The sequence below is a fragment of the Flavobacterium sp. RSSA_27 genome (assembly GCF_051547125.1).
GTDB lineage: Bacteria > Bacteroidota > Bacteroidia > Flavobacteriales > Flavobacteriaceae > Flavobacterium.
The window spans coordinates 169,084-185,882 of record NZ_JBPTTN010000007.1 but is presented as its reverse complement, the minus strand read 5'-3'; the positions used below and the strand labels follow the sequence as shown (position 1 = coordinate 185,882).

16 protein-coding genes are annotated in these 16,799 nt (G+C 35.3%); 11 read left to right on the top strand and 5 right to left on the bottom strand.

All coding sequences use genetic code 11. The annotated features are described in order from the left end of the window. Window positions 1–59 precede the first annotated feature (59 nt). Entirely contained in the window at window positions 60–1,337 is a 1,278-nt protein-coding gene (locus tag ACSVH5_RS11450; protein ID WP_438061557.1) for a replication-associated recombination protein A, read from the bottom strand. A 502-nt stretch (window positions 1,338–1,839) separates the two neighbouring features. Between ACSVH5_RS11450 and ACSVH5_RS11445 the strand changes: the two genes are divergently transcribed. After that, complete coding sequence (locus ACSVH5_RS11445) at window positions 1,840–2,619, top strand: rhomboid family intramembrane serine protease (RefSeq protein ID WP_438061556.1); 780 nt, start codon at window positions 1,840–1,842, stop codon at window positions 2,617–2,619. A gap of 68 nt (window positions 2,620–2,687) precedes the next feature. Here ACSVH5_RS11445 and rlmB read toward each other — a convergent pair whose 3' ends face one another. The 4 genes from rlmB to ACSVH5_RS11425 form a co-directional block, all read right to left on the bottom strand. Continuing rightward, window positions 2,688–3,422 (bottom strand): 23S rRNA (guanosine(2251)-2'-O)-methyltransferase RlmB, encoded by a 735-nt coding sequence (rlmB, locus tag ACSVH5_RS11440; RefSeq protein WP_438061555.1) that lies wholly within the window; start codon window positions 3,420–3,422, stop codon window positions 2,688–2,690. 66 nt (window positions 3,423–3,488) lie between these two features. Continuing rightward, window positions 3,489–4,940 carry a SusD/RagB family nutrient-binding outer membrane lipoprotein gene (locus tag ACSVH5_RS11435; RefSeq protein ID WP_438061554.1) on the bottom strand — a complete coding sequence of 484 codons (1,452 nt, stop codon included), beginning with the start codon at window positions 4,938–4,940 and terminating at the stop codon, window positions 3,489–3,491. 3 nt (window positions 4,941–4,943) lie between these two features. Beyond that, on the bottom strand, window positions 4,944–8,156 hold the full coding sequence (locus tag ACSVH5_RS11430) for a SusC/RagA family TonB-linked outer membrane protein (protein ID WP_438061553.1): 3,213 nt from the start codon (window positions 8,154–8,156) through the stop codon (window positions 4,944–4,946). Window positions 8,157–8,241: 85 nt separating this feature from the next. Continuing rightward, entirely contained in the window at window positions 8,242–9,951 is a 1,710-nt protein-coding gene (locus tag ACSVH5_RS11425; RefSeq protein WP_438061552.1) for a hypothetical protein, read from the bottom strand. 178 nt (window positions 9,952–10,129) lie between these two features. Here ACSVH5_RS11425 and rpsL point away from each other — a divergent pair, with 178 nt between their 5' ends. The 10 genes from rpsL (at window position 10,130) to rplV (ending at window position 16,797) form a co-directional block, all read left to right on the top strand. Next, window positions 10,130–10,513 carry a 30S ribosomal protein S12 gene (rpsL, locus tag ACSVH5_RS11420; protein WP_007136570.1) on the top strand — a complete coding sequence of 128 codons (384 nt, stop codon included), beginning with the start codon at window positions 10,130–10,132 and terminating at the stop codon, window positions 10,511–10,513. 88 nt (window positions 10,514–10,601) lie between these two features. Then, entirely contained in the window at window positions 10,602–11,078 is a 477-nt protein-coding gene (rpsG, locus tag ACSVH5_RS11415; RefSeq protein ID WP_298294574.1) for a 30S ribosomal protein S7, read from the top strand. Window positions 11,079–11,089: 11 nt separating this feature from the next. Beyond that, on the top strand, window positions 11,090–13,246 hold the full coding sequence (gene fusA / locus ACSVH5_RS11410) for an elongation factor G (RefSeq protein WP_438061551.1): 2,157 nt from the start codon (window positions 11,090–11,092) through the stop codon (window positions 13,244–13,246). Between the two features lie 11 nt (window positions 13,247–13,257). Continuing rightward, entirely contained in the window at window positions 13,258–13,563 is a 306-nt protein-coding gene (rpsJ, locus tag ACSVH5_RS11405; protein WP_007803605.1) for a 30S ribosomal protein S10, read from the top strand. Between the two features lie 154 nt (window positions 13,564–13,717). Continuing rightward, entirely contained in the window at window positions 13,718–14,335 is a 618-nt protein-coding gene (rplC, locus tag ACSVH5_RS11400) for a 50S ribosomal protein L3 (protein WP_024981507.1), read from the top strand. After that, complete coding sequence (rplD, locus tag ACSVH5_RS11395) at window positions 14,335–14,964, top strand: 50S ribosomal protein L4 (RefSeq protein WP_438061550.1); 630 nt, start codon at window positions 14,335–14,337, stop codon at window positions 14,962–14,964. Before rplC ends, rplD begins: the two co-directional genes overlap by 1 nt. Window positions 14,965–14,970: 6 nt before the next feature. Next, a complete protein-coding gene (rplW, locus tag ACSVH5_RS11390; RefSeq protein WP_438061549.1) occupies window positions 14,971–15,261 on the top strand; it encodes a 50S ribosomal protein L23 in 291 nt (96 codons plus the stop codon). A 6-nt stretch (window positions 15,262–15,267) separates the two neighbouring features. Beyond that, window positions 15,268–16,092: a 50S ribosomal protein L2 gene (rplB, locus tag ACSVH5_RS11385; protein ID WP_438061548.1), complete on the top strand. Its 825-nt coding sequence runs from the start codon at window positions 15,268–15,270 to the stop codon at window positions 16,090–16,092. A 6-nt stretch (window positions 16,093–16,098) separates the two neighbouring features. Further along, on the top strand, window positions 16,099–16,377 hold the full coding sequence (rpsS, locus tag ACSVH5_RS11380) for a 30S ribosomal protein S19 (protein ID WP_024981511.1): 279 nt from the start codon (window positions 16,099–16,101) through the stop codon (window positions 16,375–16,377). Window positions 16,378–16,383: 6 nt separating this feature from the next. Further along, window positions 16,384–16,797, top strand: a complete 414-nt coding sequence (gene rplV, locus ACSVH5_RS11375; RefSeq protein ID WP_438061547.1) for a 50S ribosomal protein L22 — start codon at window positions 16,384–16,386, stop codon at window positions 16,795–16,797. Window positions 16,798–16,799 lie beyond the last annotated feature (2 nt).

Sequence of the window (16,799 nt, the reverse complement as noted above, 5' to 3'; positions counted from 1 at the left end):
TTTGATTTGTCAAAGCATTCTCGTTTTTATTTACTTCTAACCTCTAACCTCTAACTTCATTAGTATCCATACTTCTCCTTCCATCTATTTTTCAAAAACTCTCGAATACTATTTTCTCTCGAGTTGTTACTGGGAACATAAATAGGTGTGTTGCTCAGTGCGTCAGGAAGGAATTCTTGTTCGGCAAAATTGTCCGCGTAATCATGCGAATATTTGTATTCTTCACCATAGCCCAACTCCTTCATTAATTTTGTCGGAGCGTTTCTTAAGTGCAAGGGTACGGGCAAATCTCCCGTTTGTTTTACGATTTGTTGTGCTGTGCCTATGGCCATATACGAGGCATTGCTTTTTGGGGAAGTTGCCAAATATACCGCACACTGACTCAAAATAATGCGGCTCTCAGGATAGCCAATTGTAGCCACCGCCTGAAACGTATTATTAGCCATAATAAAGGCCGTGGGATTAGCATTACCAATGTCTTCACTTGCCAAAATTAACATACGTCTGGCTATAAATTTGACGTCTTCGCCACCTTCAATCATTCGGGCCAACCAATATACTGCCCCGTTGGGATCACTCCCTCGAATCGATTTTATAAAAGCGGAAACAATGTCATAATGTTGTTCTCCCGTCTTGTCATACAAAACCGTATTTTGTTGCACCAATTCCAAAACCCGCTCATTAGTTATAATAATCGGTTCCGAGGCCGACGCATTGACCACCAATTCAAAAATATTAAGCAGTTTTCTACCATCGCCTCCAGATAAACGCAACAAAGCTTCGCTTTCTTGTAATTCAATTTTTTTACTGGCCAAAATGGCGTCTGCTTTCATTGCTCTTTCTAGCAGAGCTTCTAAATCCTGTTTCGTAAAAGCATTCAAAATATACACTTGACAGCGCGAAAGCAAAGCGGGAATCACCTCGAAACTCGGATTTTCAGTCGTAGCACCAATCAAAGTAATCCATCCTTTTTCCACCGCAGCCAAAAGCGAATCTTGTTGCGATTTACTAAAACGATGAATCTCATCAATAAACAAAATCGGATTTTTGGTGGTAAACAAACCGCCACTTTGTTTGGCTTTTTCAATCACATCGCGAATGTCCTTCACGCCCGAATTGATGGCGCTCAATTCATAAAAAGGTCGTTTAGATTCCTGTGCAATAATCTGCGCCAGCGTAGTTTTGCCAGTCCCAGGAGGTCCCCAAAAAAGTAGGGAAGGGATAATGCCGTTCTTAATTTGTTGCGTCAACGAGCCGTTGGGGCCCACCAGATGGGTTTGACTTATATAATCCGTCAAGGCTTGTGGCCGAATGCGTTCTGCTAAAGGTGCTTCCATACCACAAAAATAAACATTTTTATAGTTTTCAGGAGCCTATCCAGCTGTACATTACAAGTCCTCGCACCGCGTTCTTTTTTTTCTAGGCATAAAAGGAGCTTCCTTTGGTCGCTCTTTTCTACCAAGAAAAAAATAGAGCGCGGCACTCCGGGCTTTTCATTTCCATCTGGGCTAAACATACCAAGACGCATTGGGTATGACAATTTAGCATTTCTGCTATTTTGGATGTATTTTTGAGAAGTACTAATGAAGTTTATCGGCTTAATGCTATCAATGCAGTACTTAATAAAAAATGTACAACATATAAGTCATTTTAGTTTTACATTAAATAAGTAAAGTGAAAATAGTAGATTATTTAAGTATTTTAGATTGTTTTTAAGGAAGAGTAGGAACTTATATTTCCTTTTAACCAGCAGTCTTAAAAGCTAATTTAACAAACTTACTTGACTTATATGTTAACTATTTAAACGCTGAATATTTTCTAATATAGCACATTTATCCAATGGAAGAAACCCATTTTCAATTTCGTAATCGCGTAGTCTTATTGCCCCTACTTTTTTTATTGACGATTTGGATGGTCTATTGGATAGAAATTCGTTTTCATTTCGATTTTGATAAAAATGGTATTTTACCAAGAACGATATCAGGATTGCAAGGCATTTTTTTTAGTCCTTTCATTCATGCGGATTTGTTGCATCTGTATAACAATTCCCTGCCATTACTCGTTTTGTTGACAGCCCTATCTTATTTTTATCCTAAACAAACGCTAGCAGTTCTATGCTTCGGAATAGTTTTGTCTGGTGGTATTACTTGGGTTATAGGTCGTCCTAATTATCATATTGGTGCTAGTGGACTCATTTATGTTTTAGTCAGTTTTATTTTTTTTAAGGGAATTCAAACGCAATATTATCGATTGGTAGCACTTTCTTTAGCCGTCGTTTTGGTCTATGGTGGTTTGATTTGGTATGTCTTCCCCGAAGTAGACCATACCATTTCTTGGGAAGGTCATTTAGCAGGTTTTATTACTGGATTTTTATTGTCCATCGTTTTCAAAGCCGAGGAATATCAAAAAATCTACAAATACGACTGGGAGCGCCCGGATTATGACCCATCGCAAGATAAATTTATGCAACGCTTTGACGAGAACGGCAATTTTGTCAACCCACCAAAACCTGAGGTAGAGGAGGAGATAGATCCTATAATGGCGTATTTTACTTCCAATTTACCCATTCATTACGATTGTGTGCCCACACAAAAAAAGGAACCAAAACAAGAGTTTTGATTCCTTTAATATTGAGCAATTCGTGAATTTCTACCACGAACAGTATTCTAAAATCTGCCTTCTACAATCTAACTTCTCTGTCTTACTGCTTCATACAAAAATGCACCACAAGCCACAGATACGTTTAGTGAGCCAATAGTTCCAAACATAGGCAGTTTCGCTTTTTCATCTATGATTTTTAAAACGGATGGATTAATACCTCGGTCTTCGGCTCCCATTACAATAGCAGTAGGTCCAGAAAGCGTTACATCGTACAAACTTTGGTCTGTTTTCTCAGTTGCCGCAACCGTGCTAATACCGCTCGCTTGCAATAAGAAAATAGCATCTTTAATATGGTCTACTTTACAAATCGGAATATTAAATACCGCTCCTGCCGAAGTTTTTACAGTATCTCCGTTTACAGGCGCCGAACCCGACTTTTGAATAATAATACCATTCACTCCGGTGCATTCAGCAGTTCTGATGATGGCTCCAAAATTTCTAGCATCAGATATTCCATCCAATACTAAGAATAAAGGATTTTTACCGTTTTCAAGAACGGTTTCAATCAAAGATTCTAAATCAAAAAAGGAAATAGGAGAGATGGTAGCTACCGCACCTTGGTGATTATTAGGTGTGAGTCGGTTTAGTTTCTCAACAGGCACATAAGAGAAATTAATGTTTTCTCTTTTCATTACCTTCATTAAGTCTTTCATCAATTCGCTACTGGCTTCTTTTTGAATATAGACTTTATCTACCGTGGCCCCCGCTTGAATCGCTTCAATGATCGCTCTTATCCCAAATATTTGATGTTCTTTTTCCATGGGGCAAAGATATAAAAAAAAACCACTCCAAATTTTGGAGTGGTTTTAATGAATAATTAAATAAATTTATTGGTTTACCGTAGTCTTAGTCACAATTGATGGAACTGGACTTGGTGTGTTTGGATTAGCGTTTATCTCTACTTGAGGATATAAGAAACGTTGAGGAGTTCCTGCTTTTCCAGTTTTTAATTGAATTTGTGCAGCATTGTTCGTTCTTCTGTAATCTGTAAAACTTTCATAGGTTCCCATTAAGTAAACATATTTTTCTTGAAGAATTTCTCTTAGTAAAGCATTTTGATCTGTTAATGCTGTTCCAGAATTGTTTTCCATTCCTCCAGCTGCAAAATCAGCAGCTACATATGGCAAATATTTGAAAGTTTCACTTTCATAACCTGAGTTGTCAATTCCAATAGAATAACCAGTATTTAATAAGTTTCTATAAGTATTGTAAGATGTTAATCCAGCAGCAAATCCGCTTCTAGCGTCAACTTCGGCAATGATTAATAACATTTCTCCATAAGAAACCATTGGCATATCAGAATCACTTCCAAATTTACCATTTGTTCCACCGTAATCACCGCCATAAATATTTAAAGAATATGGTGAGAAATATTCTTGATTATAGCAGAATGCAAAACGAGCATGTTCGTCAGTTTTTGCATTCCCTCTATACAAGGCATCAGAAGGGTCAATTAAGCGAGCTCCATAACCATCTCCTGACATGTAATCATCTCTGTCGTAAACAAGAAAAGAGTAATAAGGATTAAAGTCTTGGTAACTAGCATTTCCAAATTGTGCATTGAAATCATCTGTAGGACTTGATAAGCCTAATAATGCATTTGCTTTAGCTTGAGCATAGTTTTTAACATGTAAGTAATATCTAGCTTTTAATGAGTAGGCTAATTTTAACCACTTTGAAGCATTTCCAGCATAGTAAATATCTTTATCTGATGGGATACCTTTACCTGTGGTAGCTTTCAAATTAACTATAGCTTTGTCTAATAGAACTTGTAGGCTATTGTAAATGTCTACTTGCTTGTCATATTTTGGAGTTAAATTATTTCCAGTGATGTCTAATTCACTGTATGGTGCATCACCCCATAATGATGTGATAGTACCCATACAATGCGCTTCGATAACTTGAGCAGCACCCGCTAATCTAGGATTTTGCTCTTTTTGTGCTTTTAAAACAGTTATTTTTGCATTAGTAATACAGTTTACATAGCCATTATTCCAGCTGTCATCAAAAGAGGATGCTGTTGATAAGTTCCAATCGTTTAGTGCAACGTATTGTCTATTTTCTCCATTGGCTTGATTTAACCAAATCATAACATCTCTAGTGTTAGAACTAGTATGAAAGAATTGGTCAGCCAGAAGGATACCTTGGAATAAGTTTCTTGCGTCAGAATCGGTTATTAAATCTGGATCCACATTAGAATCTGAAACATAATCCGTACAACTAAAAATGGTTGTAGCTATGAAACATAGACTTATTGATTTTATAAATAGTTTTTTCATTTTTTAAAATTTTAAGTTAACGCTAAATATTAATGATTTAGTGTTTGGAGCATTGAAGTATTGTAATCCACGTCCATTTGATCCTCCAGTAAGGTTTGATTCTGGATCTTGACCTAAATCAGCTTCAGTCCATAACCATAAGTTTCTTCCTGTACCAGTAAAAGTAATACTTTCAACACCTAAATTTTTCTTGCTTAAATTCAAATTATACGATAAAGAAAGTTCTCTCCATTTGATCCAAGTTGCTGATTTAACAAACTGTTCAGAAACAGGGCCAAATCCACCTCCGAGAGATTGGTACCAAGATTGATCTAATAATACTGGGCCTGCACCAAAATCTCTTAGATTACCTCTGTATGTTCCTGGGGCTTTAGTAACACCAGCATAGTTTACAGTTGCTGTAGTTAAGGTAACTTCGTTCGCAGTTTCTAAAGTTTTACCGAAGTTATTTAAAGCACCACTTGTTCCATCCCATAAATCCCCTCCAATTGAAGCGTCGAATAAAGTGCTAATTTTGAAACCTTTGTAGCTAAAAGAAGTTCCTATTGCTCCTCTCCAATCTGGGTTAGGATCACCAATTATTCCTTCTGATTCAGCTGCTGTTGGGAATCCGTTTGCATCTAATATTAATGCACCATCTGTATCTCTATCAAACTTACCACCCCAAAGCACTCCTAATGGTTGTCCTAAAACAGCACGAGAAGAAGAGCCAGTGAATCCGTTAAGAAATAATGAACTTGTCCCATCAAGTTTGGTTACTTTATTGCGGTTGGTACTCCAGTTTCCAAAAAGATGCCATTTTAATTCTGAACTAGATGATAATAAGTTAGCATCAAACTCTAATTCAAAACCTCTGTTTTGAATAGTTGCAAAGTTTCCATAAAGAGTACTGTAAGTAGAACTTCCATTTAAAGGTACATTTACTAATAAATCTTTGGTTTCATTAGAGTAATAAGTAGCATTAATTGTAAGAGCTTTAAAGAATTGCAAATCAAGACCAGCTTCCATTTCTGTTTTAATCTCTGGTTTTAAATTTTTATTTCCTCCAGTTCCTGCTTGTTGGAATGATCCATTATATGCCCCTGAGTCATATGCTGGTCCCCATCCTTCAACACCCGTAGCCGAGTTAAAATAAGTTGTTCCAGCATAAGGTCTTGGAATTGAAGCTATCTGTCCATAAGTAGCTCTTAATTTACCATCTGTTAAAATGTCGCTTTCAAAGCCATTAGTGAATTTATATCCAAATTCAGCTGTTGGATAAAAATAAACTTTTAAGTTAGGATCATAAGTTGAAGAAGTTTCAAAACGACCACCTAACGTTAAGAATAAAAAGTTTTTATAATCAAATGCAGTAGAAAAATACGCTCCACTTAATTTTGAATAAGTTCTGTCTAAGAAAGTTGTTTTGTCTATTAATAAAGCATTGTCATAAGAAAACCCGTTTGAGTCAATAATGAAATTTTTATAAGAACCTCCTCTTTGATCATAATTTGTTTGCGAAAAGTTAATACCTGTCAAATATGACAATCCAATATTTTCTGTAATTTTAGTATCCCCTAAAGCGATTAAATCTGCATTAAACGATTGATAATCAGTTACGCTTTCGGTTGCTCTACCGTTACCTCCGTTTTCGGCTGAATTCATAGGGAACATGGTAATTCTTTTGTCGCTATATCCATCTAAACCTAGTCTAGCAAGAACAGAAATCCAAGAACTAAATTCATGCTTTAATTCAAATCCGCCAATGTATCGGTCAACTGTATTTGGGTTTTTTTGTACATCAGTTGTCCATAATGGGTTGTTATAGCTTGGGTTTAAATCATTAGCCCAAGTACCAACATCTTGTCTGTAAGCTCTATGACTGTTTAATTGTGCTGAGCCATTTGCTTGTATATTTGTTCCAATGAAATCTCTATTGTCAAAATCAGAAGGAGTTCTATATAATCCTAAATATAAACCAGCTAAGTTAGAACCAGTTTGAACACGATTTGAATTTACTGAAGAATATCCAAATTTCGTTTTGAAAGAGGTTTTATCTCCAATTTTTGATTCAGAAGTAAAGTCGATGCTTGTTCTTTCGTAATCAGAATTTCTGATAATACCTTGTTGGTTAGTATTACCTAGTCCTAAATAAAAGTTGGTATTTTCTCCACCCCCACTAACACTAACGTGGTTATCTAGTAAAAGTCCATCTCCAATTACGGCATCCATATTTGACTTTTGAAAGTTTGCAGTACTTCTTTTGCCTCCCGCTGCAATTGGGTAAATTTTTCTTCCATCATTAGTTAAGAAATATTGTCCAGCTGTATTAAATAAGTCGCTGCCACCTGCTCTAGCTGAGATTTTATCACCATAAGAGTTGGCGTTATTTCTTACCCATACACCATTTGACCCTTGTCCGTATTTGTCTTGCAATTTCATTTCAACGTTTACCTTGTCGAAAGATACTGAAGAGTTAACGTCTACTGAAATTTTACCTTTTTTACCTTTTTTTGTAGTTATCAATATAACACCATTAGCAGCTCTATATCCCCATAAAGCTGCTGCAGAGGCACCTTTGAGAACTTGTACATTTTCAATATCATTTGGGTTAATGTCATTTAAACGGCTTTGTTGTCCAACTCCGTCGGTGCTGCTTCCAATTTCGTCATTTGACACGGGAGTACCGTCTATTACGAATAATGGTTGAGTTGAACCAGTAATTGAGTTTTGTCCTCTAATTTGGATGTATGCTCCAGATCCTGGATCACCAGAGTTTGAAACGATTGCAACACCAGAAGCTTTTGCAGAAAGCCCTTTAATAACTGAAGTTTCTCCAGAATTTGCAATTACATCTCCTTTTACTTTTGAAAAAGAAGAAGCCTTTTCATTTCTTTTTACTTCAATACCTAATGTGTTAATTACAACACTTTCTAGTTCCATGGCAGTGCTAGCCATTTTTACATTGATTAAAGTTGATTTTGCAACAACTTCTTGAGTGTTCATACCGATATAACTAAATACAAGCACTTGGCTTGCGCTAGCTTTAATGGTAAATTTACCATCAAAATCAGTTTGAGTTCCAGATTTCGTTCCTTTAACTAATACACTCACGCCTGGTATTGGCAATCCTGCATTGTCAGAAACAGTTCCTGAAACAGATCTTTCTTGCGCAAAGGTTAATTGCGCCATTAGTACTACTAAAAGTACTAAGAGTCCGTTGAACTTTAGTTTCATTATTTAATTGTTTTGAATTAGTGTGCCAAAACTCATAATAATTTGTTAACATTCCTAATTTTTTTAATATTAATTTTTGCTGATTTTAAAATTTAACATTGTAGCATAAATTGATTATACTATTTAATAAAATGATTTTTTTATAGTTATTTGAACCGTTTATAATGGATATTTTAAAGATTCCATTTTTTGTTTGTGCTACCACTCCAATTCCTAAGTTGTTGATTGTGTTAAATTTATTAAGAATTGTTGAAGTGCTTTCATCTTTATAAATAGCGTAGTCAAATACAGAGTGTATGTATAATGACGGATCAAGAAAATATCTATATTCTGTTAATATACTAGTAAATGCATTTCCTTGTAAACTATTTTCTGCAAACCCTCGTATAGAGTATAGTCCTCCAAATCGAAATAATTCATTGGTTAAGTACTTGTTGCTTTTTAAATAGAAGTTTTGGCTTCTTATGTTCATGCTGTTTTTGGGGTTAATTGTGAAGTTGTGTGAGAGATTTAAATTGATAAAATATTGATTTTGATTGCAACTGTTAGTAAGTATGTTGGTGGCTTCTCTTTGTCCTATGCCAAAGCGAAAATCGATTTTTGTTTTGTCATGGAAAAATTGCGCATTGGGGACAGTTTTTTGGTAGTTGAATCCGATAGTGATGAACTGGTTAGTATAATCGCTAATAGTGTTGTTGGTATTTTGGATATCACTTGATCTTGTGGATTCTATTCCAGCATAAAATTTAGTATTGTAATTTAAAAGATAGTTAATGTCTACAAAAGTTTTAGAATTTTGAAAAGTACTATCTTGTTTAAAAATATGTAGTTGTGCTTTTAGTCCTAGGGGTGTTTTGAAAAGATAGTGTAAGGTGATACCGGTTCGAAAAGTCTTTTGGTCGTTCCCATCGCTTTTCCAATATACAAAAAAATCTTCCCCAGCCTTGAGGAGGTTTTGAAGTTGGATGTCTAAGTATCCATTGATTGTTGTTCTCTTTTCTGTGGTGTTTGCTAATCCTATAAATCCATCAAAAGAGTTGGCTTTTCTTTTTTCTAGATAGACATACACTTTTGTGGAATCTTTGCTTAGTAGTATTTCCGGTTTTCTACTTTGTTTAGCAAAAGGATAGGTGTCAAAATCTGTTTGAATGGCCGCAAGTGTATTTTGATTAAAGGTTTTGTTGATGAATTTTTTATTGATTTGATGGGTGTAGTTTTTAGGGAAGAAATTTTTGTCTTTTTCGTCATCGTTGAATTTTAAAACAATTTGATTGACTTTTCTTTTTGTAGCTAATTTAGTTTCTAGTGTCGCGATTAATCGGTTGTCTTTTGTTGTGATGTTGATTAATTGAAGTTTGGCAAGTGTGTAACCTTGTTGTTCAAATTTTTTGACGGTTTCTTCTAAAAAGGTTGTAGTTTCTGAATATTTAAGAATAAGAGTGTCCTTGTTTGCAAGCTCATTGTCTAGGTCTTTAAGGAAATCATTTTTACCTATATATATATGACTGTATTTTATTTGTTTTTTTAGTTCGAAGATTATAGTAAAAGTGCTGTCATTTTTTTGTGTGAGGGCATTACTGATATTGTTTAGATAGCCAATATTTTGTAGTTTTTTCGAAGTGAAAAGAATTTCCTTTTCTAAAGAAATAATGTTTTTATGGATTTTATTGTATTGAAGAGAATCAATTATTTTGCTTTCTGCCTTTGATGATCCATTAATTGCTAAAATGAATTTTTGCGCCATGCTAGTTTCACAAAGCAGTAGTATAACGATAAAGAAGAGTGTTTTTTTCAATTTTTATATTTGAAATAAATGTAAAGCAAATATCTAATGAAAGTTAGTGATTTCATAATCAAAAATAAGGATATTGAAAATTAATGAATTAACGTTTGTATAGTGAAAAATATTTTATACATTTGCAACCCCGTAAAAAGCGGGAATTTAATATAATAAGAAATTTTTAGTATTAATTATGCCAACAATTCAACAATTAGTAAGAACAGGAAGAACTCAGATAACTAAGAAGAGTAAATCGGTTGCTTTAGATTCTTGTCCTCAAAGAAGAGGGGTTTGTACGCGTGTTTACACTACTACACCAAAAAAACCAAACTCTGCAATGCGTAAAGTTGCGCGTGTGCGTTTGACAAATGGTAATGAAGTGAATGCTTACATCCCTGGAGAAGGACACAATTTACAAGAGCACTCGATAGTATTAGTTAGGGGTGGAAGGGTAAAAGATTTACCAGGAGTTAGATATCACATCGTTCGTGGTGCGCTTGATACGTCAGGTGTTGCTGGAAGAACGCAAAGAAGATCTAAGTACGGAGCTAAACGCCCAAAGGAAGCAAAAAAGTAATTTAAAAAGTTAATTGTGTGATTTTTGTAATGGAATTTTTTATTCTGTTTAAAAAGTTATGCTAATGACAAAAAATTAAAAAAAAGACATGAGAAAAAGAGCGGCAAAGAAAAGACCACTTTTACCGGATCCAAGATTTAACGATCAATTGGTAACACGTTTTGTGAACAACTTAATGTGGGATGGTAAGAAATCAACAGCTTTTAAAGTTTTTTATGATGCAATTGACATCATTGAAACAAAAAAACAAAATGATGAAAAATCAGCTTTAGAAATTTGGAAAGATGCTTTAACTAATGTTATGCCTCACGTTGAAGTACGTAGTCGTAGAGTAGGTGGAGCTACATTCCAAATCCCAATGCAGATTCGTCCAGACAGAAAAATATCAATGGCTATGAAATGGTTAATTCTTTATTCAAGAAGAAGAAACGAAAAATCAATGGCACAAAGATTGGCTTCAGAATGTTTAGCTGCGGCTAAAGAAGAAGGAGCTGCTGTTAAGAAAAGAATGGATACTCACAAAATGGCAGAGGCTAATAAAGCTTTCTCTCACTTTAGATTTTAATTCATAGAGAAATGGCAAGAGATCTAAAATATACAAGAAATATTGGAATTGCTGCTCATATTGATGCTGGTAAAACAACAACAACTGAGCGTATATTATTCTACACTGGAAAATCACACAAAATTGGAGAAGTACACGATGGTGCTGCAACAATGGACTGGATGGCACAAGAGCAAGAAAGAGGTATTACTATTACTTCTGCAGCTACAACTTGTGAATGGAATTTTCCAACTGAGCAAGGTAAAATTTTACCAGAATCTAAACCGTATCACTTCAACATTATCGATACTCCTGGTCACGTTGACTTTACAGTAGAGGTAAACCGTTCGTTACGTGTATTAGATGGATTGGTTTTCTTATTTAGTGCAGTTGATGGTGTTGAGCCTCAATCTGAAACTAACTGGAGATTAGCTGATCAATACCGTGTGCCTCGTATGGGGTTTGTTAATAAAATGGACCGTCAAGGGTCTAATTTCTTAGCAGTGTGTCAACAAGTAAAAGACATGTTGAAATCAAACGCGGTTGCAATTACTTTGCCAATTGGTGAGGAAAATGATTTCAAAGGAGTGGTTGACTTGGTTAAGAATCAAGCTATTGTTTGGCATGATGCTACACAAGGAGCAACTTTTGATATTGTTGATATTCCTGCTGACATGATTGACGATGTGAAGCACTATCGTTCAATTTTAATTGAGGAAATTGCTACTTATGATGAAAATCTTTTGGATAAGTATATGGAGGACGAGAACTCTATTACTGAAGAGGAAATCAATACAGCTTTAAGAGCTGCAACTATGGATATGGCAATTATCCCAATGATTGCAGGTTCTTCTTTCAAAAACAAAGGTGTTCAATTTATGCTTGATGCGGTATGTAAATACTTGCCTTCTCCATTGGATAAAGAGGGAATTAAAGGTATTCACCCTGATGATGCGGAATTGTTAGAAGAAGATCAAACTCAAATCTTGCGTAAGCCAGATGTAAAAGAACCATTTGCAGCATTAGCATTTAAGATTGCTACTGACCCATTCGTAGGTCGTTTGGCTTTCTTCCGTGCTTATTCAGGAAGATTAGATGCTGGTTCTTATGTATTGAATACGCGTTCAGGAAACAAAGAAAGAATTTCTCGTATCTACCAGATGCATGCCAACAAACAAAACCCAATCGAATATATCGAGGCTGGTGATATTGGAGCAGCTGTTGGATTTAAAGATATCAAAACTGGAGATACATTGTGTGATGAGAAGCATCCAATTATTCTTGAATCAATGAAATTCCCTGCGCCAGTAATTGGTATTGCTATTGAGCCTAAAACTAAGGCTGACGTAGATAAAATGGGTATGGCTTTGGCGAAATTAGCTGAAGAAGATCCAACATTTACTGTTAGAACGGATGAGGCTTCAGGGCAAACTATTATCTCTGGTATGGGTGAGTTGCACTTGGATATCTTGGTTGATCGTATGAAACGTGAGTTCAAAGTAGAGGTAAATCAAGGTGAGCCACAAGTGGAATACAAAGAAGCATTTACAAAAACTGCTCAACATAGAGAGGTTTACAAGAAACAATCTGGAGGTCGTGGTAAATTCGGTGATATCGTATTTAGAGTTGAGCCTGCTGATGAAGTGGATGGTAAAGTACCAGTTGGATTGCAGTTTGTTAATGAAGTAAAAGGAGGAAACGTACCTAAAGAATACATTCCTGCTGTTGAAAAAGGTTTCCGTGAAGCTATGAAAACTGGTCCGTTAGCTGGTTATCAGGTTGATAGTTTAAAAGTTACATTGTTAGATGGATCTTTCCACCCAGTGGATTCTGATGCGCTTTCTTTTGAATTAGCAGCTAGAATGGGGTATAAAGAAGTTGCGAAAGCAGCTGGAGCTATTATTCTTGAGCCAATCATGAAAATGGAGGTTATTACACCAGAAGAAAACATGGGAGATATCGTAGGAGATATTAACCGTCGTAGAGGTCAGGTAAATGACATGGGTGATAGAAATGGTGCTAAAACTATTAAGGCTGATGTGCCATTGTCAGAAATGTTTGGATATGTTACAACTTTAAGAACTTTATCTTCTGGTCGTGCAACATCAACAATGGAATTTTCACACTACGCTGAAACACCTTCTAACATTTCAGAAGCAGTTATCAAAAAAGCAAAAGGAAACGCATAATCTTTAAGAAAATGAGTCAAAAAATCAGAATAAAATTAAAATCTTACGATCATATGTTGGTGGATAAATCTGCTGAAAAGATTGTAAAAACAGTAAAAACTACTGGTGCTGTTGTAACTGGTCCAATTCCGTTGCCAACTCACAAAAAATTGTTTACAGTATTGCGTTCTCCGCACGTTAACAAAAAAGCTAGAGAGCAATTTGAAGTAATGTCATATAAGAGATTAATTGATATTTATTCTTCTTCATCTAAAACTATCGATGCTTTAATGAAACTTGAATTACCAAGTGGAGTTGAAGTTGAAATCAAAGTTTAAGTAGTTCTAAAGTAATAAGAACGCTGTTTTTGGGCAAAAAAAATATTTTTTGGATTGTGTGTAAATAAGTTATACCTTTGCACCCACAAAAAAAATAGAATTTGCTTAAAAGCTGCGTTCTATATTTATATTTAATAATTAATAATTAATATTTATGTCTGGGTTAATTGGTAGAAAAATCGGCATGACTAGTATTTTCGATGAAAATGGGAAAAACATTCCTTGTACAGTAATCGAAGCTGGACCATGTGTTGTTACCCAAGTCAGAACCAAAGAGGTTGACGGGTATGAAGCGTTGCAACTTGGTTTCGATGACAAAAACGAGAAACATTCCACGAAAGCGGCTTTAGGTCACTTTAAAAAAGCAGGAACTGTTGCTAAGAAAAAAGTCGTTGAATTTCAAGATTTTGCAACTGAGCAAAAATTAGGAGATCTTATTGATGTTTCTATTTTTGAAGAAGGAGAATTTGTGGATGTACAAGGTGTATCTAAAGGTAAAGGTTTTCAAGGGGTTGTGAAACGTCACGGTTTTGGTGGTGTTGGTCAAGCAACTCATGGTCAACATAATCGTTTAAGAGCGCCAGGTTCTGTAGGAGCTTCTTCTTATCCATCTAGAGTATTCAAAGGAATGCGTATGGCTGGAAGAATGGGAGGAGAAAATGTAAAAGTTCAAAACCTTAGAGTTTTAAAAGTAGTTTCTGATAAGAACTTACTAGTTATTAAAGGATGTGTTCCTGGACATAACAACTCTTATGTAATCATTCAGAAGTAATGGAAGTAAAAGTATTAGATTTCAACGGAAAAGATACTGGAAGAAAAGTTCAACTTTCTGATTCAGTATTCGCAATTGAACCAAATAATCACGCAGTATACCTTGATGTTAAGAAATATCTTGCTAATCAAAGACAAGGTACGCACAAGGCTAAAGAAAGAGCTGAAGTTGCAGGAAGTACTCGTAAGATTAAGAAACAAAAAGGAACTGGTACTGCTCGTGCGGGTAGTGCAAAAAACCCATTGTTTAAAGGTGGTGGAACTGTTTTTGGGCCAAGACCAAGAAGTTATTCATTTAAATTGAATAAAAACTTAAAAAGATTGGCTAGAAAATCTGCTTTCTCTATTAAAGCTAAAGAGTCAAACATCATTGTTTTGGAAGACTTTAATTTTGAAACGCCAAGCACTAAAAATTTCATTAATGTTTTGAAAGCTTTAGAGTTAGAAAATAAAAAATCACTATTTATATTGGGTGAGACCAATAAAAATGTATATTTGTCGTCACGTAATTTAAAGGCGTCTAATGTCGTAAGTAGTTCAGAATTAAGCACTTACGCTATTTTAAATGCTAATAATTTAGTGCTTTTGGAGAGTTCTTTGGAAGTAATTGAAGATAATTTAAGTAAATAATAGGATATGAGCATCATAATTAAACCTATAGTAACGGAAAAAGTAACCAAAGAAAGTGAAGTTTTGAACCGTTTTGGATTCGAAGTTAACAGAAAAGCAAACAAAGTTGAAATCAAGAAAGCTATTGAAGCTGCTTACGGAGTAAACGTTGTTAGTGTTAACACTATGAATGTAAGACCAGACAGAACTACTAAATACACTAAAAGTGGTTTAATCAGTGGAAAGACAAATGCAATTAAAAAAGCAATTGTACAAGTACAAGAAGGAGAAACAATTGATTTTTACAACAATATCTAAGATAAAATGTCAGTAAGAAAATTAAAACCTATTACCCCAGGTCAGCGATTTAGAGTTGTGAATGGTTATGACGCTATTACAACTGATAAGCCGGAACGCTCTTTGATAGCACCGATAAAAAACTCTGGAGGTAGAAATAGTCAAGGAAAGATGACCATGCGTTATACGGGTGGTGGTCACAAGCAGAGATATCGTATTATCGATTTTAAACGTACAAAAGAAGGAATTCCTGCTACAGTAAAATCTATAGAATACGATCCAAATCGTACTGCTTTTATCGCTTTATTAGCTTATGCTGATGGTGAGAAAACTTATGTTATCGCTCAAAATGGTTTGAAAGTTGGTCAGAAAGTAGTTTCTGGTGCAGATGCTCAACCTGAAATTGGTAACACTTTACCTTTAAGTAGAGTTCCGCTTGGAACCGTAATTTCTTGTATCGAATTGAGACCAGGTCAAGGAGCTGTAATCGCTCGTTCTGCTGGAACATTTGCTCAATTAATGGCAAGAGATGGAAAATATGCAACTATTAAAATGCCATCAGGTGAAACAAGATTGATTTTGTTAACGTGTTCGGCTACTATAGGAGCAGTTTCTAATTCAGATCATCAATTAGTTGTATCAGGAAAAGCTGGTAGAACAAGATGGTTAGGAAGAAGACCTAGAACAAGACCTGTTGCAATGAACCCTGTTGATCACCCAATGGGTGGTGGAGAAGGACGTTCTTCTGGTGGACATCCACGTTCAAGAAATGGAATACCAGCTAAAGGTTATAGAACACGTTCTAAGAAAAACCCGAGTAACAAGTATATCGTAGAACGTAGAAAGAAATAATAAGATATGGCACGTTCATTAAAAAAAGGACCTTTCGTTCATTATAAGTTAGAAAAGAAAGTTGAAGAAAACATCGCAGGTGGAAACAAAGGAGTAGTTAAGACTTGGTCTAGAGCTTCTATGATTACTCCAGACTTTGTTGGACAAACTATCGCAGTTCATAACGGTCGTCAATTTGTACCTGTTTACGTTACTGAAAACATGGTAGGACATAAATTAGGAGAATTTTCACCAACTAGATCTTTTAGAGGTCATGCTGGAGCAAAAAATAAAGGTAAAAAATAAGAAGCAATGGGAGTTCGTAAAAGAGAAACAGCAGATGCGAGAAAAGAGGCTAATAAGTCTATTGCTTTCGCGAAGTTAAATAACTGCCCTACTTCACCTAGAAAAATGCGCTTAGTAGCAGATCTAGTAAGAGGTCAGAAGGTAGAAAGAGCACTTAACATATTAAGATTTAGTTCTAAAGAAGCTTCAAGAAAATTAGAAAAACTATTATTATCTGCAATCAACAACTGGGAGCAAAAAAATAGTGACGCTAGTTTAGAAGAAGCTGGTTTATTTGTTAAGGAAATCCGTGTAGATGGTGGAATGATGTTGAAAAGACTTCGTCCAGCTCCACAAGGAAGAGCACACAGAATAAGAAAACGTTCCAATCACGTAACAATCGTGTTGGGAGCTATCAATAACACACAAAGCAATTCTTAAGC